The organism is Planobispora rosea, assembly GCF_014648175.1.
Taxonomy (GTDB): Bacteria; Actinomycetota; Actinomycetes; order Streptosporangiales; family Streptosporangiaceae; genus Planobispora; species Planobispora rosea.
This window is the reverse complement of the sequence record NZ_BMQP01000032.1, coordinates 36,487-59,389: the sequence shown is the minus strand read 5'-3', so window position 1 is coordinate 59,389 and position 22,903 is coordinate 36,487. Positions and strand designations below refer to the sequence as shown.

At 69.9% G+C, this 22,903-nt stretch carries 18 protein-coding genes; 10 read left to right on the top strand and 8 right to left on the bottom strand.

Annotation, left to right across the window (positions count from 1 at the left end; all coding sequences use genetic code 11):
• Positions 1-462: 462 nt before the first annotated feature.
• The 3 genes from IEZ08_RS27330 to IEZ08_RS27320 form a co-directional block, all read right to left on the bottom strand.
• Positions 463-1,635 carry an AAA family ATPase gene (locus tag IEZ08_RS27330; protein ID WP_189243260.1) on the bottom strand — a complete coding sequence of 391 codons (1,173 nt, stop codon included), beginning with the start codon at positions 1,633-1,635 and terminating at the stop codon, positions 463-465.
• Positions 1,636-2,010: 375 nt separating this feature from the next.
• Positions 2,011-2,328, bottom strand: coding sequence for a hypothetical protein (locus IEZ08_RS27325; protein WP_189243259.1), 318 nt, complete (start codon positions 2,326-2,328; stop codon positions 2,011-2,013).
• A gap of 522 nt (positions 2,329-2,850) precedes the next feature.
• Positions 2,851-4,389, bottom strand: a complete 1,539-nt coding sequence (locus tag IEZ08_RS27320) for a recombinase family protein (RefSeq protein ID WP_189243258.1) — start codon at positions 4,387-4,389, stop codon at positions 2,851-2,853.
• An 81-nt stretch (positions 4,390-4,470) separates the two neighbouring features.
• On the opposite strand from IEZ08_RS27320, the gene IEZ08_RS27315 reads away from it, so the two are divergent.
• The gene (locus tag IEZ08_RS27315) at positions 4,471-5,106 is read left to right on the top strand and encodes an ABC transporter ATP-binding protein (RefSeq protein ID WP_189243279.1); all 636 of its coding nucleotides are present in this window, start codon (positions 4,471-4,473) and stop codon (positions 5,104-5,106) included.
• Positions 5,103-5,834, top strand: a complete 732-nt coding sequence (locus IEZ08_RS27310) for an ABC transporter permease (RefSeq protein WP_068923048.1) — start codon at positions 5,103-5,105, stop codon at positions 5,832-5,834. The genes IEZ08_RS27315 and IEZ08_RS27310 overlap by 4 nt, the downstream gene beginning before the upstream one ends.
• A 64-nt stretch (positions 5,835-5,898) precedes the next feature.
• Here the strand turns inward: IEZ08_RS27310 and IEZ08_RS27305 are convergent, their stop codons facing one another.
• A complete protein-coding gene (locus IEZ08_RS27305) occupies positions 5,899-6,132 on the bottom strand; it encodes a hypothetical protein (protein ID WP_068923049.1) in 234 nt (77 codons plus the stop codon).
• Between the two features lie 10 nt (positions 6,133-6,142).
• On the bottom strand, positions 6,143-7,495 hold the full coding sequence (locus IEZ08_RS27300) for a S8 family serine peptidase (RefSeq protein ID WP_068923050.1): 1,353 nt from the start codon (positions 7,493-7,495) through the stop codon (positions 6,143-6,145).
• 181 nt (positions 7,496-7,676) lie between these two features.
• On the opposite strand from IEZ08_RS27300, the gene IEZ08_RS27295 reads away from it, so the two are divergent.
• The gene (locus tag IEZ08_RS27295; RefSeq protein ID WP_068928704.1) at positions 7,677-9,722 is read left to right on the top strand and encodes a spermine/spermidine synthase domain-containing protein; all 2,046 of its coding nucleotides are present in this window, start codon (positions 7,677-7,679) and stop codon (positions 9,720-9,722) included.
• A 16-nt stretch (positions 9,723-9,738) separates the two neighbouring features.
• On the opposite strand, the gene IEZ08_RS27290 is transcribed toward IEZ08_RS27295, so the two are convergent.
• On the bottom strand, positions 9,739-11,601 hold the full coding sequence (locus tag IEZ08_RS27290; protein ID WP_229803551.1) for an LCP family protein: 1,863 nt from the start codon (positions 11,599-11,601) through the stop codon (positions 9,739-9,741).
• A 602-nt stretch (positions 11,602-12,203) separates the two neighbouring features.
• Here IEZ08_RS27290 and IEZ08_RS27285 point away from each other — a divergent pair.
• The 4 genes from IEZ08_RS27285 to lgt all read left to right on the top strand — a co-directional run bounded on the left by IEZ08_RS27285 (position 12,204) and on the right by lgt (position 15,754).
• Positions 12,204-13,073, top strand: a complete 870-nt coding sequence (locus IEZ08_RS27285) for a LysR family transcriptional regulator (RefSeq protein ID WP_068923052.1) — start codon at positions 12,204-12,206, stop codon at positions 13,071-13,073.
• Positions 13,074-13,233: 160 nt separating this feature from the next.
• Complete coding sequence (gene folP / locus IEZ08_RS27280; protein ID WP_068923053.1) at positions 13,234-14,100, top strand: dihydropteroate synthase; 867 nt, start codon at positions 13,234-13,236, stop codon at positions 14,098-14,100.
• On the top strand, positions 14,093-14,755 hold the full coding sequence (locus tag IEZ08_RS27275) for a potassium channel family protein (RefSeq protein ID WP_176728461.1): 663 nt from the start codon (positions 14,093-14,095) through the stop codon (positions 14,753-14,755). Before folP ends, IEZ08_RS27275 begins: the two co-directional genes overlap by 8 nt.
• A 138-nt stretch (positions 14,756-14,893) precedes the next feature.
• On the top strand, positions 14,894-15,754 hold the full coding sequence (gene lgt, locus IEZ08_RS27270; protein ID WP_189243257.1) for a prolipoprotein diacylglyceryl transferase: 861 nt from the start codon (positions 14,894-14,896) through the stop codon (positions 15,752-15,754).
• 93 nt (positions 15,755-15,847) lie between these two features.
• On the opposite strand, the gene IEZ08_RS27265 is transcribed toward lgt, so the two are convergent.
• The gene (locus IEZ08_RS27265) at positions 15,848-17,620 is read right to left on the bottom strand and encodes a S8 family peptidase (RefSeq protein WP_068923056.1); all 1,773 of its coding nucleotides are present in this window, start codon (positions 17,618-17,620) and stop codon (positions 15,848-15,850) included.
• A 219-nt stretch (positions 17,621-17,839) separates the two neighbouring features.
• Entirely contained in the window at positions 17,840-19,258 is a 1,419-nt protein-coding gene (locus IEZ08_RS27260) for a pyridoxal phosphate-dependent decarboxylase family protein (protein WP_068923057.1), read from the bottom strand.
• 297 nt (positions 19,259-19,555) lie between these two features.
• Here IEZ08_RS27260 and IEZ08_RS27255 point away from each other — a divergent pair, with 297 nt between their 5' ends.
• From IEZ08_RS27255 to IEZ08_RS27245, 3 genes are all read left to right on the top strand, one after another.
• Positions 19,556-19,993 (top strand): ATP-binding protein, encoded by a 438-nt coding sequence (locus IEZ08_RS27255; RefSeq protein WP_068923058.1) that lies wholly within the window; start codon positions 19,556-19,558, stop codon positions 19,991-19,993.
• A gap of 793 nt (positions 19,994-20,786) precedes the next feature.
• Positions 20,787-22,217, top strand: coding sequence for an FAD-dependent oxidoreductase (locus IEZ08_RS27250; protein ID WP_189243256.1), 1,431 nt, complete (start codon positions 20,787-20,789; stop codon positions 22,215-22,217).
• Positions 22,214-22,879, top strand: coding sequence for a DUF6875 domain-containing protein (locus IEZ08_RS27245; RefSeq protein WP_068923059.1), 666 nt, complete (start codon positions 22,214-22,216; stop codon positions 22,877-22,879). The genes IEZ08_RS27250 and IEZ08_RS27245 overlap by 4 nt, the downstream gene beginning before the upstream one ends.
• Positions 22,880-22,903: the final 24 nt, after the last annotated feature.

The following is a 22,903-nucleotide window of genomic DNA, read 5'->3' as shown; positions in this document are numbered from 1 at the left end:
TCTTCTCGTGGATTCGAGGGGGCTGTACGGCTCCCTCAGCGGGCAGGCGGCCGGTGCCGGACCCCGTGCGCCGGAACTCACTTGCCGAGCCGTCCTGAGCCCCCTCAGCGGGTGGGGGACGGGCTTCCGCCGTCGGCCGGACCGGACTCCCCTCAGCGCTCGGATAGCTGATCAGGTTCCTTCCTGACTTTCTCTCTCCTCTCCACTCCACGGGGGGTTCCTTAAGGAACCCCCCTCCCCGTGGAGTTGGTAGGCCGCTGAGGAATGGAGTGCTGTAGAGTCCGTGAAGTTGTGCGGCGTTGCTCCTGGTCAACGGCACTCCACGGATTAGCGACCCGCTGTGGAGTTCGTAGAGTCCGCCACTCCAAAGATCAGAAACACCGTAGAGTGGAGTGCTGTTTTCCCAGCTCAACGGCACTCCACGGGAAGCGCCGAAATGATCTATCGCGTGGAGTGAATTCCTCACCCTTCATCGCCCCCTTCGGCACTGGCCGTGAGTCCGGGGATCGTGTAGGGAGCGCCCTTCTTCTCCTGAGCGATCACCTTGTTATCGAGAAGGTTCTTGATCACCTTGTAGAACGTGGACTCAGGCATTTCACGCCCACGCTCGGCGACCATCCGTCGAACTCTCGCCGCTGAGGCTCTCTCCCCGGCTTCGCACAGAAGTCGGATGACGGCCAGAACTTCCTTATCACTGTCCGGCATGCTCGGCATCTCGAACGGATCGGGGCGCGTCATGACGACTGAGTCGCCGACTTCCTTCGGGATGAGCTTCACGTCTTCGTGCGCCGGACCGTCCTTCATCTTTCGGTTGGTCAACACGACCCAACCTGACTTTTCGTCCACCTTGGAATGCCAGACGATATCCGCGTCATCTTCGATCAGCGATGATCCTCGTGTGTCCTTGTCTCCCTTGTCGGTGTGAGCGATAGCGAGAACGCTGCCGCCTTTGGTGGCTTCTCGAACTCGGGTGATGTTGTCGATAACGACGCCCATGTCTGAGCCGTTCTGTTCCGCTCCACCCGAGCACCGACGAAGCGTGTCGAGAATCACGAGACCGACATTGCTGTGAGATGCGATCAGGTTCACGAAGTCGTCGATATCCGGACCGTCGAAGAGATTCACGGATCGAGTCATGAGATGGAACGTGGGCTGACCGCCCGGATACTTCCGAGCGTTAAACGACCCTTCCGGGTACTTTACGTATGCGTCAGTGAGCTTGATTCCGTGGAAGTGCTCCCACGCACGGATACGCGGCCGGATGCCGTACGCCCCCTCAGCGGCTACGTAGAGAATGCCCGGACGATCCTCCGGCATTCCGACCCGCTTGTCGTGCCAATCGCGGCCGGTCGCCAGATGAAGCGCCCAATCGAGAGCCGAGAACGTCTTGTACGTCGAGTCACGTCCCGTAAGGATCGCGAACGAGTTCTGATTGAGAACCCCCGGAATCATCGGCTCGACATCCGGCATATCGTCTAGCACTTGCGGATCTAGAATCGAGTCCATGAGCTTGGGGCGCTGCTTTGCTCGCTTCTCGGCGTCGATCTTCTGAGCTTGACGACGCGCTTCGATCCGAGTGAGTTCCCTCAGCGTTTCACGATGAAGGTCCTCGGAAGGAATCTCCCACTCGCTCATGCCGCCGCCCCTTTCGCCGCTGAGGGGCTCGGGGACTCGACACGATCGACGCGAAGGAATCCGTTCCACGCGTTCGCTCGAACGAGTGCGCCCCATTCGGGGCGAAGAACGAGCGCGTTCCCGGCGTTGTCGAACGCGACGACGGGATCGGTAATCTCCCCTTCGTAGACGGCGACCCATTCCCCGGTAGGAACGGAAATAGATACGCCGCCGACGGGCTCGAACTTTTTCCGCAGAGTAGGGGGAACGAGATGGATTCCTTGCCTTGCAGGCAAAGCGGACATTGGCTTATCCTGTCTGTGCGCTGAGGTTCGCCGGGAGCCGCCTTATGGGGATGAGGCGGCTTCGGCATTTCTAGGGAGCCTCGTTAGTTGCTTACTCGGGACGCGTCGCGGCATGAACGCCAGGCTTTTCCTTGACTTCGTCAGTGGCGCGAGGAACAGAGTCGAGAAGGTCGTACGACGACTTCTCGGAAGTCGAACCCCGGAGAAGTAGCGCGAGACGATCACGCTGCTCCATGGTGAGTGCGGGGGCTTCGTCCACGAGAGCTTTGATGTAATCCGCGATCGTCTGAGTCTTGAACTCACGACGAAGCTCCGTAAGGTCGCCGTCCTTCTCGCTGGCGAACTTGCTTGACGCTCTCGCAATCTTCGCGCGAAGGGCTCTGCGCTCACGGCTTGCAGGAACCGGCATGGCATGCTCCGAATCACTTGATCGTGATCCGGTGCCAATCCCTGACGGGGGACTCTGGTCCGGCCTTTCCTCTGGCGTCCTGGACCGTACGGGCGGGACGTCACTCCCCTTGGGTCAACCCGGTAGCTCTCGGCTACGTGTTCCACAATAAGCATTAGCGTGCTGACCTGCAAATACTTGCCTGATTGTCAAGCCCCGTTCAGCCCTGAATCCGGCCGCCTTTTGTAGGGCTCGCACAACGGCCGGATATAAATCGGAACAGATACACGACGGCACAGCTCAGGAATGCGTGACAGATTGGCAAGCCGGGAAAGTCTGTGACTCCCCACAACGCCACCGGCCGCCCCTGAAGGGCTCTGTCCGGCCGTCGGCGCGCTCCCGGCTCTCCTTCCCCCTCAGCGCACGACGAGCGGCCGGTACGGGACCGCTCAGCGCCGACGGCGGCCGGTCCCGGACACGACGAAGCCCCCGGAACCGTGCTCTCCGGGGGCTTGCCGTACGGCGGGTTACCACGACCCGTGATCAGGCTACCTCGCGCGCTCTCTGCCACGCGTCGAAGCGGACGGACGCCGGATCGAAGCCCCGTCCCCGGACGGCCGGAACCGGCATGAGCGTGATCGGCGTGAGAAGCCGGATGATCTCGCGCTTCCGGCCGAGAGACTTGCTGTGCCAGACCTTCGCGGCGTCGTCGCTCGCGGCGAACTCGGCAAGCGGGCTCTCTGCCGTCGCGTCGTTGATCAGCTTCCGGATCTCGTCGCGCTGACGCTCGATCTCGGCGGCGAAGACTTCCATCATGACTGCCGTGATCTTCTTCTGTGCGGCTCTGATCGCGACGTCCGTCTCTTCGGCGTCCAGCTCCCGAAGCCGGTCGCGAAGCCCCGCCACGTCCACGCTTGCCCGCTGAGGGAGCAAGTCGGCGATGTCGGCGCGCGACAGACGCTCGATCATGGCGAGTTCGACGAAGCTGTCAGCCTCAGCGGCGAGCCGGGAGCAATGCCCCTTCGTCCGGCACCGGTACACGAACTGTCCACGCGAGTTCTTCCGGACGGTCATGGTCGTACCGTCGTCGCAGACGCCGCACCGGTAGATCAACGAACCGAGCCACTTCGGCGTGTTCCCCGGCGTCGTCTTCCGAGTCGGGTCGGCGAAGAGCGTGATCAACGCCTGACGCTTCTCTTCGGGAATGATCGGCTCGAACGCGTTCCGCTTCACGATCTCGCCCTGATAGACGGCGTGACCGGACGTCCGGGGATGTGTGAGTATCTGCTTGATCGTGCGGCTGTTCCACCCTTCGTGCTTCACGGCCCGACCGTTCCGGCGAAGGTTCCGGCCGTCGGCTTCGGCGACCGTCTTCACGCCCCGTTCGGCGAGATCGGCGAGAACCTGACGCATGGACACGCCGGACAGGAGATCGTCAGCCCAACGGCGGATCTCGGCGGCTTCGGCTTCGTTGTGCCGGGACATGTCGAGAACCGGCCGGTCTTCGTACCGGCGTTCGGCGACGGGAGCCTTCGGGTTCACGCACACGGACCGGACGCGTCCCGTGTCCACACCCCACCCGAACGGCCGGACGCCGCCGCCGTAGTCGCCGTTCCGAGCCTGGCGCTTGCGAGCGTCCGACACTCGCTCGCCGCGATGATCGCTCTCGTACTCGGCGTTCAACGTGTCGTTGATCAGGTCCTTACGACCGGCCGCCTTGTTCAGGTTGTAGAACGAGCCCTTCATGCCGCTGTACAGCTTCACGTCGTGAGCGCGAGCGACCTTAATGAACCGGCTCACTTCCTCGACGGACCGGTGAAGCCGGTCGGCGTGCCGGATGATGATGGTTCCGATCTTTCCGGCTTCGATGTCCTCGATCATGCGCTGATAGTCGGGACGCTCGATCCCGGAGAACGCCGAAAGGTCGTTGTCCGTGTAGGTCTGGGCGATCGTCAGCCCTAGCTCGTCGGCCGAGTTCTCGTTCTCGACGTGCTGTGTCCCGACTCCCTCAGCGGCTCCCCGCTTGTCGTACGAGATCCGGCAGTAATCGACGGTCCACCTGTCGGGAGTCGTGATCATCATCGGGGGAGTCCTGTTCTCGTCTGTCCGGCTTGCCTCTCTGTCAATGTACGCCCCAGACCCGTAGTGGTGAAGACGACCACCATGCGCATGTTGACCACCTTGCTCCGCCCGACGGCGGGCACCGCCACGGTCGCCGGGCACGACCTCGTCACCGATCCGCGGGGCGTGCGGCGGCGCATCGGCTACGTGTCCCAGGGCGGCGGGACCAGCCCGCTGAACCCGGTGGGAGAGGAGCTCGAACTGCACGCCAGGCTGTACGGTATGCGCCCGGCCCAGGCGCGCGAGCGGGTCGCGGAGACGCTGGAGCGCCTGGACCTGACGGCCCTGGCGGACCGGACGGGCGGCGCGCTCTCCGGCGGCCAGCGCCGCCGCTTCGACCTGGCGTTCGGCCTGGTCCACCGGCCGGCGCTGCTCTTCCTGGACGAGCCGACCACGGGCCTGGACCCGCAGAGCCGGGCCAACCTCTGGGACCACATCCGCCGGCTGCGGGAGGAGGACGGGCTCACGGTCTTCCTGAGCACCCACTATCTCGACGAGGCCGACGCGCTGGCCGACCGGCTGGTCATCATCGACCACGGCGAGGTCGTCGCCGAGGGCACCCCCGCCGAGCTGAAGGGCGGCACCGGCACGCTCGACGACGCCTTCCTCGCCATCACCGGCCGGTCCCTGCGGGAGGACGCCGAGGCGGCGGCGTCCGGGACGCGGGGTGCGGCATGAGAGCGATCCGCGAGACCTGGCTCGTCTTCCGGCACAACACCCGCATCGCCCTGCGGCAGAAGGCGGGGATCGTCTTCGGGGCGCTGCAGCCGCTGCTCTATCTGCTGCTGTTCGGCCCGCTGTTCGCCACGATCGGCACCTGGGAGACGCTGGTCCCCGGCCTGCTGGCCCAGGTCGCCCTGTTCAGCGCGGGCCTGGCCGGATTCGGCATCGTCATGGACGCGCGCGCCGGCGTGCTGGAGCGGCTCCGGGTCACCCCGGCGCACCGTACGGCCCTGCTGCTCGGCCGGGTCCTGGGCAGCTCGCTCACGCTGCTGATCCAGTCGGTCGTGATGCTCGCGCTCGGCTACGCCCTGGGCCTGCGCGCGCCGCTGCCCGGCGTGCTGGCCGGGCTCGTCCTCATGGCGCTGCTCGGCGTCGGCCTGGCCGCGCTCTCCAACGCGATCGCGCTGACCATGAACCCCGACCTCTTCGCGCCGGTCATGGGCACCGCGATCGTCCCCCTGGTCCTGCTGTCCGGGGCGTTCCTGCCGATGTCCATGGCCCCCGCCTGGCTGGACGCGATCTCCCGGTTCACCCCGTTCCGCCACGTGGTGGAGGCGATCCGCGACCTGTTCGCGGGCCGCTACGCCACGTGGACGGTGGCGGCGGGGGTCGTCGTGACCGTCGTGCTCACGGCGGCGTGCGTGGCCGTCGGCACCCGGGTGTTCAACCGCGAGAACGCCTGAGCCCGGTGCGGTCGCCGAGGCCGGACCGCGCGGAGGAGAGGCGTGCGGCCGGGGGAACGCCGGGTCACCGGGGCGGGCCGAAGGGTTCGATGGGCGGGTCGGAGTAGGGGCCCTCGCCGGTCGTCCCGCCGACCCGGTGGGCGGCGGCCTCGGCCACGCGCAGGACGTACAGGTTCTGCGCGGGGTCGAGCAGCACCAGGCCGTAGCCGGTGTCGACCTCCTCCTCCGACAGCCCGAGGCGATCCATGGCCTGCGCCAACGTCGCCCCGGGCGGGAGCCGTACCGTCACGAGAAGCATGGACCCTACGCTACGCGTCCCTTCTGCGGCGCAGGGCGGCGAGGATCCCTTCCGTGTCGGTGATTCCGTATCCGTAGTCGAAGTCGAAGCCGACGGTGCTGCGGTCGTCGGCGGTACGGCGCAGCATCGTGCGCAGCTGGCCGGGGGACAGACGGGAGGCGGGCCACCGCGTGCGCACCGCCGCGACCAGGCCGGCGGCGACCGGGCAGGCGGCGGAGGTGCCGGAGTCGGGCGCGTCGTCGCCGAACGCCCTGGAACCGGAGAAGTGCGTGTAGGAGCAGACGTCCGGCTTGCGCTTGGCCAGGCGGCCGGGTCCCTGGGAGGAGTAGCCCACCCGTTCGTTCTCGACGTCGACGCCGCCGATCGACAACACGCGGGGATGGGAGTTGGCGCCCACGATCGGCCGCTCGCGGAAGGCGCACCGGCCGTCGGGGCAGTCGCGGCCGCAGTTGCCCGCGGCGAACAGGATGTCGGCGCCCGCGTCCTCCAGGCTCGCCACGATCACGTTGAACGGGTGGGCGGCGTTGTCGGAGTAGTTACCGGGATGGCCCACCGGGAAGTCCCAGCGCGGGGAGAACGACCCCCAGCTGTTGCTGACGACCAGGGCCCTGCTCTCCTCCGGCTGGGCGTTGAGCACGTCGCGCAGGTGGGCGAAGGCCGCGACCGCGTCGGAGAGCAGGCCGTCCAGGGCCGAGCCGCCCTGGCGCCGGGAGAGCAGCACCGGCAGGTCGAGCAGGGTCGCCTTCGGCGCGGCGATCAGCGCGTCGAAGGCGCACATCGTGCCGTGGTCCACCTCGAAGCGGCCCGGCGTGCCGTCCACCCCGCCCGGCACCCAGCTGCGCTCCTTGTCCAGCGTCACCTCCCGGTCCAGGTGGCGCCGGACGTGTTCGAGGTTGATCCCGGTGTCGAGGACCGCCAGGGCCACCCCCGTGCCGTCCAGCCCCTCGCCCGCGAGGTCCTCGGCGCGCACCAGCCGTTCCACGTCGTGCCAGTCGCCCACCGGCGGATCGCCGCCGCAGGTGAGGCTCGGCTGGACCACCGGGTCGGAGAAGACGCCGACGACATCGGACCGGGCCGCGGTCAGCAGGGGGATCCGGGTGGACAGCTCGTCGTCGGAGATCTCCCCCCGGACCAGGACCGAGGCGTCCTCGGCGGCCAGTGAGAACGTCAGGGGCTGGTTCAGCGAGAGGGGGTCGCCTCCGGCCGGGGGCACGGGGCGGGGCACCGCCACGGGGGTGAAGGAGGGATCGAGGACGACACCCGGCAGGCCGTCGGCGACGTCGGCCACGGTCGTGTTCACGCCGGGGTCGGTCACCGCCGCGACGACCTCGGGAGAGGGGCGGAGCTGGATCAGGACGCGCATCGTTCACCACCGGTTGATCGGACGGATCAGAGAGAACGCACCTCACCACCGTCCTTCATCGACCGGGACCGTGTCCACCCATGCAAACAGCTCTCACCAGCACCTATATCGTCAAATCCCCGTGAACCGCAGGGCTGGGTTTTCCTTCCCCGGAAGGTCATGGATCACTAGCGTGGACGCCATGACCGCACAGGCGCACACCACGTCGTCCCCCCATCCCGACGCCCGCCCCGAGCACTGGCTGAGCACCCGGCCGAGACTGGTCGTGGCCAGCGCGTTCATGCTCTTCCTGGAGCTGGCGCTGATCCGGTGGACCGGGTCGAACATCGTGCACCTGAGCTACTTCACCAACTTCGTGCTGCTCGGCTCGTTCCTCGGCATCGGGCTGGGCTTCCTGCGGGTGGGGCGCACGGCCCGGCAGCCGTACTACTCGCCGATCACCCTGGCCGTCCTGGTGCTGGTGGTCACGTTCTTCCCGGTCACCGTGGACCGGCAGACCGAGGGCGTCCTGTACTGGACGAGCCTCGGCACCGCCGGGCCGCCGGCCTGGCTGATCCTGCCGGTGGTCTTCGCCGCCGCGGCGGTCGTGCTGATGGGCCCGGCCGAGCTGGTCGGGCGCTGCTTCCCCGAGCTGGACCGGCTGGAGGCCTACCGCTACGACCTGATCGGCAGCCTCACCGGCATCGGCCTGTTCACCGCGCTGTCGTTCCTCAGCGCCCCCCCGGTGGTGTGGGGCGTGATCACCGCGGTCGCCTACGCCGTGCTGCTGCGGCCGCGGCGGCTCTGGGCACGGGCCGCGCTGGCCGTGCCGTCGCTGGTGGTGGTCGCGGCGCTGGCGGCCGAGACGCTGACCGCCGGGGCCCTGTGGTCGCCGTACTACAAGGTGACCCGCACCCACTTCGCCGAGCAGGGCGTGGACGTGATGGACATCCAGGTCAACGGCATCCCGCACCAGCGGGCCGTGCCGGCGGTCAAACGGCTGGAGTGGGAGCGGCAGTACGCCCTGCCGTACGAGCGCTCGGCCGCGGGGCGCCTGGACGACGTGCTGATCGTGGGCGCGGGCAGCGGCACCGACGTGGCGATCGCGCTGTCGAAGGGCGCCGGGCGGGTGGACGCGGTGGAGATCGATCCCAAGCTCCGCGAGCTGGGCGGGACCTACCACCCGGACCGTCCTTACGACGACCCCCGGGTCACCACGCACGTCACCGACGGCCGGGCGTTCCTGGAGCGGACGGACCGCAAGTACGACCTGATCCTGTTCGCGCTGCCCGACTCGCTCACCCTCGTCTCCGGCGCCAGCTCGCTGCGCCTGGAGAGCTACCTGTTCACCCGCGAGGCGATGGAGGCGGCCAGGGAGCACCTCAAGCCCGGCGGGACCTTCTCGATGTACAACTACTACCGGGAGAGCTGGCTGGTGGACCGGCTCGCCTCCACCGTGCAGGCCGCCTTCGGGCACAAGCCGTGCGTGGACGTCGTCACCCAGGCCGGCCAGCAGGCGGTGATCACCGCCGGGCTCGCCGCCGCCGACCAGGCCTGCGGGCAGGAGTGGTCGGGCGCGACCGCGCAGACCCCGCCGCCCTCCGGCGACGACAGGCCCTTCCTGTACCTGAAGGACCAGACGATCCCGGAGCTCTACCTCGTCACGCTGCTGCTCATCCTGATCGTGAGCGTGCTCGCGGTCCGCGCGGTCGCCGGGCCGTACACCCGGATGCGCCCCTACGCCGACCTGTTCCTGCTGGGCGTGGCGTTCCTGCTGCTGGAGACCAAGAGCGTGACCGGGTTCGCGCTGCTGTTCGGGACCACCTGGGTGGTCAACGCGATCGTGTTCGCCGGGGTGCTCGTCGCGGTGCTGGCCGCGGTGGAGGTGACGCGCCGCTTCCGCACCCCGTCGCTGCCCGTCATGTACGGCGTGCTCCTGGCCGGCCTGGCGCTGGCCTGGCTGGTGCCGAACTCCTGGCTGCTGGGCCTGCCGGTGCCGCTGCGCGCGGTGGCCGCCGTGGTCGTGGCGTTCCTGCCGATCTTCGCGGCCAACGTGGTGTTCGCCAAGCGCTTCGCCGACTCGTCCGACGGCACCACGGCCTTCGGGGCGAACCTGCTCGGCGCGATGGTCGGCGGCTGCCTGGAGTACCTGGCCCTGGTCATCGGGTACCAGGGCCTGCTGATCGTGGCGGGCCTGCTCTACCTGGGCGCGTTCGCCCTGCTGCCCCGGGCCGCCCGGGCCGCGTGAGCCCGGGCGGCACGCATCAGATGCCGCAGAGCTCGTCGAGGGACTGGGCGTTCCTGTTCGCCGTCGGACTCTTGCTGGGCGTCGCCTCCGGCGGCGCGCTGAGCGTCGGGGTGGGGGCCGTGCCGCTCGTGCCGCTCGTCCCGCTCGTGCCGGGGGTGGGCGTGCCGGAGCCGGCCATGAGCCTCCGGCTGGGCTGGGTCGACTGGCGCAGCGCCCGGGCGGTCGCGGTGCGGATCTTCTGCCAGTCGGGGGAGCCGGAGGAGAACTCCGGCGGCACGAACTGGAGGCTGGTGATCTTCGCGTCCTTGACCTTGAGGGCCAGCTCGGTCAGGTGCTCCAGCATGTCGCGGGGGATGTTGGTCTGGGCCATCCGCTTGGCCACCCGCGCGATCTTGGTGAAGTTCGTCAGGACGACGGCGGGAGTGGCCTGCTTGGCGAAGGCGCCGATGACGCAGCGCTGGCGGGCCATCCGGGAGAAGTCGTCGCTGCCGACGCGGGAGCGGCCGTACCAGAGGGCCTCCTCGCCGGAGAGCGTGCGGTGGCCGGCCTTGATGGTGCCGGCGGTCCCGAACGAGCCTCCGTACTTCACGTCCTGCTCGACCCGGATCCTCAGCCCGCCGATGGCGTCCACCAGGTGGGCGAAGCCGTACATGTTGATCAGGACGTAGTGGTCGATCTCCAGGTTGAGCGTGTAGCCGATCGCGTCCATGAGCGCCCGGGGACCCTGGTGCTTGCGGCCCATGACCTCCGGGTGGTCCTCGGCGTACTGCCAGACCTCGTTGAGCAGGCCGCCGTTGGGCAGATCCCGCATGAAACCGTTGGGGAACTGCTTGGCCAGCGGGCTGCTGGGCGGGAAGCGCACGTACTGCAGGTTGCGGGGGAGGCTGAACATGACCGTGTTGCCGGTCTTGATGTGGACGCTGGCCACGTTCATGCTGTCGGTCCGGATGCCCTCCCGGTTGCCCGCCCCGTCACCGCCGATGAGCAGGAAGTTGATCCGCTCCTGCCCGTTCCACGGGTCCTCGGGCTTGAACGTGGGCGCGGCCGGGTCGTCCGGCCTGCTGGGGAAGATGTCGTTGAACGTGTTCTTGGCGGTCAGCACCGTGCTGGCGGCGAGCGCGAACGGGGCCATCACCGCCACGCACAATGTGCCGATGACGATGCCCGAGACGATCTGGCCCGCGCTGTTGAGCCGGTTGGGACCGAGCGCGATGTAGGAGGAGATCACCAGCAGGAACCAGCCGAGCGCGCCGAGCCCGGACAGGCCCACGATCAGGCCGAGGACGCCGTCCCGGGCGGCGACACCGGTGTTGTCCTTGTCGGACAGGACGATCCCGGCGATCACCCCCAGGACCAGCAGCAGGCCGAAGGCGCCGAGCAGGATGAAGCCGGTACGGCGGCGTCCCGCGCGCAGGTGCGCGATGCCCGGCAGGATCGCCGACAGGGCGGTCCAGCCGATGAGCGACGCGGTGGTCAGCGGCCGGGCGAACCTCAGCCGGGACATGGGGCCGCGGCCGGCGGCCGGGCGCTTCGTGCGGGAACCGTCCGGGTGCGGGCCGGAGGGGAGGGCTCCCGGACCCGTGCCGGGGCCCGGCGCGGATTCGGGGGCGGTGCTCTGCGTGCGCTTCACCTGGGTGGCCGTGCCGCCCTGCGGGACGGCCTGGTGCCCCGGCGGTTCGTGGGCCCCCCGGGCGGTCGCGGGCCGCCCGGGGGGAGGGGGCGCGTCATGCTCCGGGGGGGAGACGGGGGCGGGGGCGGGAGCGGGGCCGGGGTGGCCGTTCGCCGCGTTCCCGGACCGGGCCGCGCGGCTGCCGCGCCGGCGGGGACGCGGTTTCCCGCCTTCGCCGGAGAGCTCCCCCGAGTCCTGCCCATGGCGCATCGTCACACCGCTTCCTAGTCGGTCCTCGCCCGGTCCACCTGGCAAAACGGCCAAGGTCCCCCGATTGCACAGAATTGCCCTGGATTCTAGCCCCCATACTCGGACATGGCAGACAGATGACCAAGGTCAGGTGAATGCCGCCTGTATCTGCTCCCACCGGGTGGCGAACGGGCCCGTCAGATGCTGGACGTGGTGGCCGTACTCATGGGCCATGACGGTGATGATCCCGCCGTGCCACGAGGTGATCTGGCCGTATCCCGTGGGAGGAGGCGGATGACCCGGGTCGGGAGACGGCCGCGGCGCGTGGCCGGAAGGCGGGTGACGCCCTTGCGGCGGACAGCCCGGAGGCGGTGAATGCGGATGCCCGTGAGGTTGAGGTGGCGGCGGAGGACGGTGCCCATTGGGCTGTCACGCTGTCTCCCCGTGAACCAAAGCATCCGATATAGACGGATAGATCGGAGCTTTTAGAAATTTGGGGCGTAAGCATACTGATTTATCACCCGTCACGGATGTGGCCGTATTCGGTTACGGACCGAAATCACGCGAGGTGATCTCCGCGATGTGCCGGACCGGGCCGGTCGCCGTGTCCTAACTTCAGAGCCATGAATCTGCAGCAGCTCCGCTATGTGGTCGCGACGGCGGAGCACCGCACCATGACCGACGCGGCCAGGTCGCTGTACATCGCACAACCTGCGCTCTCCCGTGCGATCAGGGATCTGGAACGAGAACTCGGGATGACGTTGTTCGCCCGTTCCGGGCGTGGCGTGGTCGTCACGGCGCAGGGGCGCCGGGTGGTCAAGCTCGCCCGCGAGGCGCTCGACGCCATCCACGAGATCGAGGCTCTGTCGACCCACAACCATTCGTCCGAGGCGGAGCTCCGCATCGCCTCGACCCCCAGCCTCGAGCCGGGGTTGGCCGGTCGCATCCTCCCCGCCTATACCTCTGAGCATCCGGGGGTGCGAGTGCACATCGTCCGCTGCGACGGACGGGACGGCGTGGTGAACGCCATCAGGAGCCAGCGGGCCGACCTCGGCCTGACGGACCTGCCCGTCCCCGCCGATCTGATCAGCCACCCGCTGGAGCGGCAGGAGATCGTCCTGATCTCTCCGCCCGGCCTCGACCTGCCCGATCCGGTGCCGATGAACAGGCTCAACGGCATGAGGCTGGTGCTGCCGACCAGCGGCAGCGCCCGGCGCAGGGAGCTCGACTCGTTGTTCGCCAAGTACGGCGTCGCCCCCGTGGCGGCCCTGGAGGCCGAGGAGCGCGGCAACTGGCTCGGGCCGGTCCGCGCGGGCATGGCCTCCCTGCTCTGGTACCGCGGGATGGCCGAGCAGGCCGCCCGGGCCGGACTGGTGGTCCGGCCGCTCGATCCCTCGATCCGCCGGGTGATCGCGATCGTGCACGCGCGGCGGCGCCTGCCCGCCGCGGCCCAGGAGTTCCTGACGGTGGCCGAAGGTGGGTCGGCCGCCTAGCAGCAGGACCACGGCCGGCGGTGGGCCGGCCGGGTGGACCGTACCGGGGCCGCGGTGGGCGAGCCGTACGGAACAGTCCATGATTTCCCAGTGAAACCCCCAGAGGCGGCGCAGGTGGGAGCGCCGTCCTCTCCGACACCGGGCGATAAGCTCGGTCTCGATGACTATCTTGCGCCTGCGAGGCCGTGAGTTCCGGCCCGGCGAGTTCGCGATCATGGCGGTGGTCAACCGCACCCCCGACTCCTTCTTCGACCGGGGGAGGACCTACGGCTTCTCCGCCGCCCTGGAGGCGGTGGACAGGGCCGTCGAGGGCGGCGCGGACATCGTGGACATCGGCGGCGTCAAGGCCGGCCCCGGGGACGAGGTGGACCCGGCCGAGGAGATCCGCAGGGTGGCGGGCCTGGTGGCGGCGGTCCGCGAGCGGCATCCCGATCTGATCATCAGCGTCGACACCTGGCGGGCCGAGGTGGGGAAGGTCGTCGCCGAGGCGGGCGCGGACCTGCTCAACGACACCTGGGGCGGGGTCGACCCGGACCTGGCGCGGGTCGCCGCCGAGCACCGGACGGGCCTGGTGTGCGCGCACGCGGGACGGGCGGCCCCGCGGACCCGGCCGCACCGCGTCGCCTACGCCGACGTGGTGGCCGACGTGATCGGCTACACCGTGGACCTGGCCGAGCGGGCGGCGGCAGCCGGGGTCCCCCGCGAGTCGATCCTCATCGACCCGGCCCACGACTTCGGCAAGAACACCTACCACTCCCTGGAGGTCAGCCGCCGCCTCGGGGAGATGACCGCCACCGGCTGGCCGGTCCTCGTCGCGGTCTCCAACAAGGACTTCGTCGGCGAGACCCTGGGCGGCCTCCCCGTCGAGGAGCGGCACGCGGGTACCATGGCCACTCTCGCCGTCTCCGCCTGGCAGGGCGCCCGTGTCTTCCGCGTGCACGACGCGGCCTCGGCCCGCGCGGCTCTCGGCGCCGTGACCCGCATGCGACGCGGTGGACATCCCGAGGAGAGAACGACCGTTGCCTGACACGAGAAACGACCCGGTCGTGGTGATCGGGCTCGGCCGGTTCGGCAGCTCGCTCGCCGCGGAGCTGGTGCGCCGCGGCACCGAGGTGCTCGCCATCGACAGCCGCCCGAAGGTGGTCCAGAGCATGTCGGGCAAGCTCACCCACGTGGTCGCCGCCGACTCCACCGACCCGGAGGCGCTGCGCCAGCTCGGCGTCCCGGACTTCTACCGGGCCGTGGTCGCCATCGGCACCGACATCGAGTCCAGCATCCTGACCACGTCGCTGCTGGTGGAGCTGGAGATCGAGGACATCTGGGCCAAGGCGATCAGTCGCGACCACGGCCGGATCCTGGAGCGGGTCGGCGCCCACCACGTCATCCTGCCCGAGCACGACATGGGCGAGCGGGTGGCCCACCTGCTCAACGGGCGCATGCTCGACTACATGGAGGTCGACGAGAACTACGCGCTGGTCAAGACCCGGCCGCCGCGCGACTACGTCGGCGTCCCGCTCGGGGAGACCAACCTGCGCCGCAAGTACGGCGTCACGGTCGTCTGCGTCAAGGGGGAGTACGAGGAGTTCACCTACGCGGGAGCGGACACCGTCCTCGGGTACGGCGACGTGATCATCATCGCGGGGAAGATCGAGGACGTGGAGCGCTTCGCCGAGCTGCCCTGAGACCACCGGGCTGGCACCGCGGCCGCCGCCTCGCCCGGGGACTCCGCACGGTCCCGGACGCCCCGTGGCGGTGAGGGCCCGCGAACGTGGACTTTGGTCGGATGCCCGCCCGCGACGGCCTGAACTAGATTGCCCGCCATGCCGCTCGCCACGATTCCCAGTCCGCCCGAAGGGGTCTGGCACCTGGGGCCGGTGCCCGTCCGCGCCTACACGATCTGCATGCTGCTCGGCATCGTCGTCGCCGTCGTCATCGCGGAGCGCCGCTGGCGCAACCGCGGCGGGAGACCGGGAACCATGCTGGACCTGGCGACCTGGGGGATCCCGTCCGGCATCATCGGCGCACGCCTGTATCACGTCATCACCGACTGGCAGCTGTACTTCGGGCCGGACGCCCCCCACCGGCCGATCGACGCCATCCTGATCTGGGGCGAGTCCGGACCGGGCTGGCGCGGCCTGAGCATCTGGGGCGCGGTCGCCCTGGGCGGGGTGGGCGTGTGGATCGCCTGCCGCCGCAGGGGCATCGCGGTGAGCGCGGTCGCCGACGCGGTGGCGCCGGCGATCCCCGTCGGCCAGGCCATCGCCCGATGGGGCAACTACTTCAACCAGGAGCTGTTCGGCAGCCCGACCGACCTGCCGTGGGGCCTGGAGATCGAGGCGGGCCGCCCGGGGACCGTGGCGGGTGCGGCCACCTACCACCCTGCGTTCCTGTACGAGTCGCTGTGGAACCTGGCGCTGGCACTGGCGCTGATCTGGGCCGGCCGGCGCTTCCTGCTCCGGCACGGCCGCCTGTTCGCCCTGTACGTGGCGGGCTACACCGCGGGCCGGTTCTGGATCGAGGGCCTGCGCGTCGACCCGGCCAACGAGATCCTCGGCCTGCGGCTCAACCAGTGGACGTCGATCATCCTGTTCCTCGGCGCGCTGGCCTACGTCTACCTGAGCCGGAACAGGAAGTCCGAGGAGCCTCTCGGCGCGAGGCGGGTTCCCGCCGAGGCGGAGTGATCCCGCCCCGCGCGTGACGGAGAAGGATCGGGCCACCCGCGGGGGAGCGGGCGGCCCGATCGGTTCGTCGGGTTCTCCGGGCGCTTCAGCGGCTCACTGGGCGGTTATCCGCACATCGTCGACCCCCGCCTCGACCAGGCTGGCGCCGGAGGCGTCGGCGGCGTCCACCACGATGCGCACGGTCTGGCCGGCGTGGCCGGAGATGTTCGCGGTGGCGGTCGCGTAGGCGGCGGCGCGGGTGGACGCCGCGCCCCGCTGGTCCAGCACGGTCGTGGTCGTCGTGCCGACCACGCGCACGCGGATGTAGTCGGCGCTGCTGGCGTTGTTGAGGTGACCGAGGTACCAGGAGAACGACAACGTCAGCGTGCCGCTCGCGGGGAGCGTGACGGCCGGGGACTGGGCGCTCGTCACGCCGCCGTCGACGTCGCCCGCGCCCACGCTCGCCCCGGCCGGGGCGCCGGTGACCAGGGCGTTGCTCCCGCTGGGGGTGGTGCCCGGCTGCATGACCGCGCCGCCGCTGGAGGTCTCTCCCGGGTCGCCGCGCTGGAAGAGACCCGTGGTCGCGGTGTCGGAGCCGCCGGGGTTGACCGTCCAGCCCCGCTCGGCCTCGAAGTCGTCGGAGTAGACCACGGTCGGGTCGGGACCGCCGCCGCCCCCGCCGGTGAACAGCAGCCGGTTCGGGGAGCCGGTGCCGGGATTGGTCACCACGCCTGTGGTGGCGGCGGTGACCATCGCGTCGCGGACCTGCGCCGGGGTGCTCGACGGACCGGCGTTCAGCAGCAGCGCCGCGGCGCCGGCGACGTGCGGGGAGGCCATCGAGGTGCCGCTGATGGTGTTGGCGGCCGTGTCGCTGTTGTACCAGGCCGAGGTGATGCCCGATCCCGGAGCGAACAGGTCCAGGCAGGTGCCGTAGTTGGAGAAGGAGGAACGCGCGTCGGTGTTGGTGGTGGCGCCCACGGTGATCGCCTCGGCGACCCGGGCGGGGGAGCGGGTGCAGGCGTTGGTGTTCTCGTTGCCCGCGGCCAGCGCGTAGACGACGCCGGAGTTGATGGAGTTGCGCACGGAGGTGTCCAGCGCGGTGCTCGCGCCGCCGCCCAGACTCATGTTGGCCACGGCGGGCTTGACCGCGTTGGCCGTCACCCAGTCCACGCCCTCGATGATGATCGAGGTGGAGGTGGTGCTGCCGCAGCCGAACACCCGGACGCCGATCAGCGTGACGGCCTTGGCGATGCCGTACTGGCTGCCGCCGACCGTGCCCGCGACGTGGGTGCCGTGGCCGTTGCAGTCGGCCACGTCGTTGTCGTCGTCGTAGACGTCGCGTCCGTTCTGCGCCCGCCCGCCGAAGTCGGCGTGGCTGATCCGGATGCCGGTGTCGATGATGTAGGCGCGCACGCCCGAGCCGTTGTTCGGCGGGGTGTAGTTGCCGTCCAGCGGAAGGTTGCGCTGGTCGACCCGGTCCAGGCCCCAGGACGCCACGGCCTGCGCGACGCGCTGCCGCGTGGGCTGCCCGATCAGGGTGAACTCCTGGTCCTGTTCGACGTAGGCCACATCCGGGCGGGCGGCGACGGCGCGGGCCTGCGCCTCGGTCGCCTTCATGGCGAAGCCGTTGAGCACCCGCTGGTAGACGGTGGTCACGGAGGCGCCCTCGGCGCCGGCGACGTCACGGGCCTTGCGGTCCCGGTCGGCCCGGGTGAACTGACCCTTGAGGACCACGATGTAGCTGTCGGCCACCGCGGTGGTGCTGTCGGCGGCGGTGATCGCGCCCTCGGGCGCGGGGTCGGCGGCCGAGGGCTGTGCCGTCCCGAGGACGAGGACCAGCGCCGCGGCGGCGAACCCGGTTAATCGGGCGATGGAGGTTGTGCTCATGACGGTTTTCCTCCTGATGGGGGGTGACCCGGTGCCTTCGTGGGGCCTTCCGGGCGGAGGGTGAGCGCCCCTATGGTGAACCGTCGTCATGTTTACGGCAATATCATGACCGGCGTAAATCTATTTGTTACATACTCTGTTCCGGACAGGGTCTCCGTCGCGTCAGTGCTATGTGTGGCAAATGTCGTGAATGTCGGGTACCCGAGAAGCGGGGTCGCCTCAGCTGTAGATCACCGACAGGAAGCGGATCAGGACAGCCTCCCGCCGGTCCGCGGGCAGCGCGTCGAGCACCGCGTTGACGACCGCCATCTCCGGCTGCCCGGAACCGTTCAGGTCCACCCCGACCGAGGCCGCCAGCTCCCCGAAGGCCGCGTCGTCCAGAGCCTCCAGATCCAGTCCGGCCACCAGCTCCACCAGCCCCTCGGGCAGCCTCACCGGTCCGCGCTCCCGGGCCGCCGCGGCCGACTCGGCGATCACCTGGAGCATCGCCTCCACTCCCCGCAGGGTCACTCCGGTGACGGTGATGTGGATGTTGGCGGGGATGCCCGCGTAGGACAGCTGCGGCTGCAGGAACCAGCCGCGCTTCCTGGCCTCGTCCGAGAGCGTGAACACGTCGATCTCGTCGGAGGCGAAGGCCACCAGCGACGACTCCGGCGCGCCGAGCACCCGCAGGCCCGCAATCGCGGCGACGCCCTCGCGCAGCCGGCGGGCCGCCGCCAGGGTGGCGCGGCCCAGCTCCAGGTACCCCTCGCGGCCCAGCGCCTGCAGGGTGGCCCACGCGCCGCCCAGCGGCCCGGCGGACTTCGAGCTCTGCACGGTCGCGTTGATCACCGTGTAGCCGGGCCACGACGCCGAGGCGAAGTAGGCCGCGCGGCGCAGCGCCGGGTCGGCGAAGAGCACGACCGAGGCCCCCTTGGGGGAGTAGCCGAACTTGTGCAGGTCGCAGGAGAGTGAGGTGACCCCCGGCACCGACAGGTCGAACGGCGGCACCTCGGCGCCGGCCGCGCGCAGCCAGGGCAGCAGCCACCCGCCCACGCACGCGTCCACGTGGCAGAGCACGCCGCGCGCGGCGGCGATCCCCGCGATCCGCCCGACCGGGTCCACCACGCCCTGCGGGTAGGAGGGCGCCGAGACGACCACCAGCACCGTGTCACCGGTGATCGCGGCCTCCACCGCCGCGGCGTCCGCCCGGAAGGTCACCGGGTCCACCGGGACCGCGTCCACCGCCACTCCCAGATAGTGCGCGGCCTTGTGGAAGGCCGGGTGCGCGGTGACCGGCAGGACCATCCGGGGACGGCCCTCGACCCGCCGGGAGTCGCGCGCCGCCTTCACCGCCAGCATGATCGACTCGGTGCCGCCGCTGGTGAAGATCCCGGTGCCGCCGCCGAGGAGGTCCGCGACCGCGCCGACCACCTGCCGCTCCATCTCCACCACGCTGGGGAAGGCGGTCGGGTCGAGCGTGTTGACCTCCAGCATCTCGGCGTAGGCCCGCGCCGCGGCCTCGTGCACCTCCGGACGGCCGGTGTCGTAGACGTACGCGGTCACCTTGCCGCCCCGCACGGGCAGGTCGGCCTCCTTCATCCGGGCGATCTCCGCCAGAAGCTCGCCGACGTCGCGGCCCTTGTCAGGCAGGTTCATGGAACTCCTTCGGACGTACGGCTCCCGCGAGCCGTGAGGGGACGGCGGGTCCGGGGCCCGGTACGGTGGCCGGGCCGGGCCAGTCAATCACCTCGGGGCGGTCCGGGGTCAGACCGTGCCGGGTGAGGCTTCGCCCGCACCGCGGACCGGCACCGTCCCCCGCGACTCAGGTGACATATCGACACATTTCTGAAACGAGAGCGTCGTGATCGGTTCACATGCCTGGAAGGATGTCCTACATTTGTGGGAGCGCTCCCATCAGTGAAGAAGCCAGTGTCCCCCCAGAACGGCTTGCTCATGGCTCGATCAGACGTCGCCCGCACCGCCGAAGGCCTCCTGGCCGCCGCCCCCGCGAGCGTGCGCGAAGCCCGCTCCCTGGTCCGCCGCGAGCTTCCCGGCTGGGGCGCCGAAGACCTGGTGGACGATTGTGTGCTCATCGTGAGCGAGCTGGTCACCAATGCCGTCCGGCACGGCGGCGCGGCCTGCGTGCTGCGCCTGGGCGGCGACGGCGTCCAGGTCTACGGCGAGCTCTTCGACCCCGGTAGGGGCGCGCCCCGGATGCGCGAGGCGGGCATGGACGCCACCGGAGGCAGGGGCCTGCAGATCGTCGACGCCCTCGCCGACGACTGGGGCGTGTCCTGGCCGGAGTCCGGTGGCAAGATCGTCTGGTTCGTGCTCGGTGGCCGGTCCGTGCCGTACGGGGTGTCCCAGCACGCGTCGGACGCCTTCGCCTGATCCACGCCGCCGCGTTCCGCCTCCCACCGGGGCCCCGGCGGGGGGCTCCGCGGCTGGCTTCATGACATGGGCGGGGCGGCGGGCCCTCCCCCTGTTGACGCCGGGTTGGACCGGACGATCTCTTCCCGTGTCAACAAAGGCTGGGTTCGCGCGCATCGCGGCGAGATGACCTGCAGATATTACAGACGACCGAAAATTTCGCTACTTAACACTATTAAATATTATTGTCAGCACCTTGACGGGCGATGTGCGGAATCCATAATCTTCGGCACGTGGGAGCGTTCCCACTACGGGTGTGGGAGCGCTCCCACAATGCGCGCCGGTCACCATCGTGACGGCGCGGTCAGTGGAGTCCGTGAGTCTCCGATGACCTCGGGGACCCGCTGTGACTTCTGTGGGCGATTCCGAAAACCGCAGGTCCGGGCGCTCCGGCGTCCTGACTCGTGCCCCGTCGGCCCGGGTGTTCCGGTGTCGTTCGGTGCCGCTTCCGCAGAACCGCGAACCGGGGACTTCGTGTGCCGGAGTCCGCGAGGAGCCGCGCATGCATGCCCGGCCCGAATGACTAACCGGAATTTCCCCTTAAAGGGAGAGTGTCATGACCGATGCCTTAATTCCGCAAATGACCGTTTCTGAGCCCATGTCTGTATCGGAAAGCTTTCGAATCCGTGGTCACTGAAAAGAACCGGGCGGGCGCGGAGGGCGGGCGGCCGGGCGGGAGCCGTCCCCAGGCGGGATCCGAGGCCGGCGACCGGCGTCACCCGCATCGCCGGCACGAGGAATCGGTGGAGACCAGATGACGGGCGACGATCTTTCACGACCCCCGGCGCACGGGAGCACCGGGTCCGCGTCGTCCGGCGCAGGGCCGCGCGCCGCGATCGTGGGCGCGGGCCTGTCCGGGTCCCTCCTGGCCCTGTTCCTGGCCAGGCGAGGCTACCGGGTGGAGGTCTACGAGCACAGGGACGACCCGCGCCTGAGCAAGGACGAGGGCGACGGCCGCTCCATCAACCTGGGGCTGTCCGCGCGCGGCATCCGGGCCCTGCGCCGGGCGGGACTGCTCGGGGAGCTGTGGCCGCACACCGTGCCGATGCGGGGACGAATGATCCACTCTCCTTCGGGTGAGCTGACGTTCCAGCCGTACGGCACAGCGGACCACGAGATCCTCTACTCGATCCGCCGCGGCGTGCTCAACGCGCTGCTCATCGAGCACGCCGACGCCCTCGACGGAGTGACGTTCTTCTACGGGCTGCGCTGCGTCGACCTCGACGCGGACACCGGCACGCTGACCCTGTCCGACACGATCTCGGGCGAGACGCGGCGGGTGGAGGCCGATCTCGTGGTCGGCGCGGACGGGGCCTTCTCCGCCGTGCGCCGGCTCATGCAGCGCGGCAGATCCGCGGACCTGCACCAGGAGTTCCTCGAATGGGGGTACAAGGAGCTCACGATCCCGCCGGCTCCGGACGGCGGCCCGCGGACCCCGATCGAGGCGCTGCACCTCTGGCCGGCCCACCGGGCGCTGATCGTCGCGCACCCCAACACCGACAACTCGCTGACCTGCACGCTCTTCCTGCCGCACGAGGGAGAGCCGAGTTTCGCCTCGCTCGGTTCGGGTGCCGAGGCCGAACGGTTCTTCCGCAGCAGGTTCCCGGACACCCTGCGGCTCATCCCCGGCCTGGCCGAGGAGTTCGAGGCCAACCCGGTCGGGCGCCTGGTCAGCGTGCGCACCTCGGCGTGGCACGCGGGGGAGCGGGTGGTGCTCGTCGGAGACGCCTGCCACGCCGTCTACCCCTTCTACGGGCAGGGCATGAACGCCTCCTTCGAGGACTGTCTCGTGCTCGACGAGTGCCTGGCCCGGCACCCCGCCGACCGGGGTGCCGCACTGCGGGAGTACCAGGACCTGAGGCGACCGCACACCGACGTCCTGGCGGAGCTGTCGAAGGAGAACTTCCTGGAGCTGCGCGACGGCCTGCGTTCCCCCGCGCGCCTGCTCCGAGCCCGCGCCGACCTGATGCTCAACCGGATCTTTCCCCGAGGATGGCAGCCGTTGTACACCATGATCTCGCATACCTCGATGCCGTACGGCGAGGCGCTGCACCGCGCCCGCCGGCAGAACGCGCTGCTCGGCGCGGCCGCGGGGGTGCTGTCCGCGGGAACCGCCCTGGGAGCGGCCGCGGCCGTCCTGCATCTGCGGCGACGGGCCGCAGGCCCCGCGAGGAGGACCGGATGATACGCCATCCCGACCACGACGACCTGGTCCTCATCGAGATGGGGGACCTCGACCTGACCCCGCCGCCGCCGGACGTCGCCGAGCACCTGCCCGCCCTGCGCACCGTGCGGGAGTGGATGGGCGACTACCTGTGCAGGCCGCTGCCCGAACTGGGCCGCAGGGGAGCCGTGTGCCCGTACACCTCCACGTCGATGGACAAAGGCCGGGCCTTCCTCGCCGTACAGCCGGGCCGCCCGGCCGGCGTGGACGAGGTGACACGCTCCGTCCGGCCGTACCGTGAGTGGTTCATGCGCCTGGCCCCGGCCGGGGAGATCCTCTCCACCTACACCACCCTGATGATCCTCTTCCCGGACGCGCGCAGGGAGGACCTCCCGGCCATCGACGCGGCGCAGGCGGCGTTGAAGGCGTCGTACGTCTCGGAAGGGCTCATGATCGGCGAGTTCCACCAGGGGCCGCCCGACAAGCCGGGCCTGTGGAACCCCGACCTGCGCCCGCTGGCCAGCCCCGTGGCGATGCTCGTGATCAGGCACATGGTGGCGACCGACTTCCCCTTCCTGCGGGACGACCACGACCACATGCGCGCCTACCTGTCGTGGTTCGGGGACGAGGTGCCCGCGCATCTGAGGGAGTCGGTGCGCGCCGCCGCCGAGAGCCTGAGCTGACGAACCCGCCGGGCACCCGGGCCG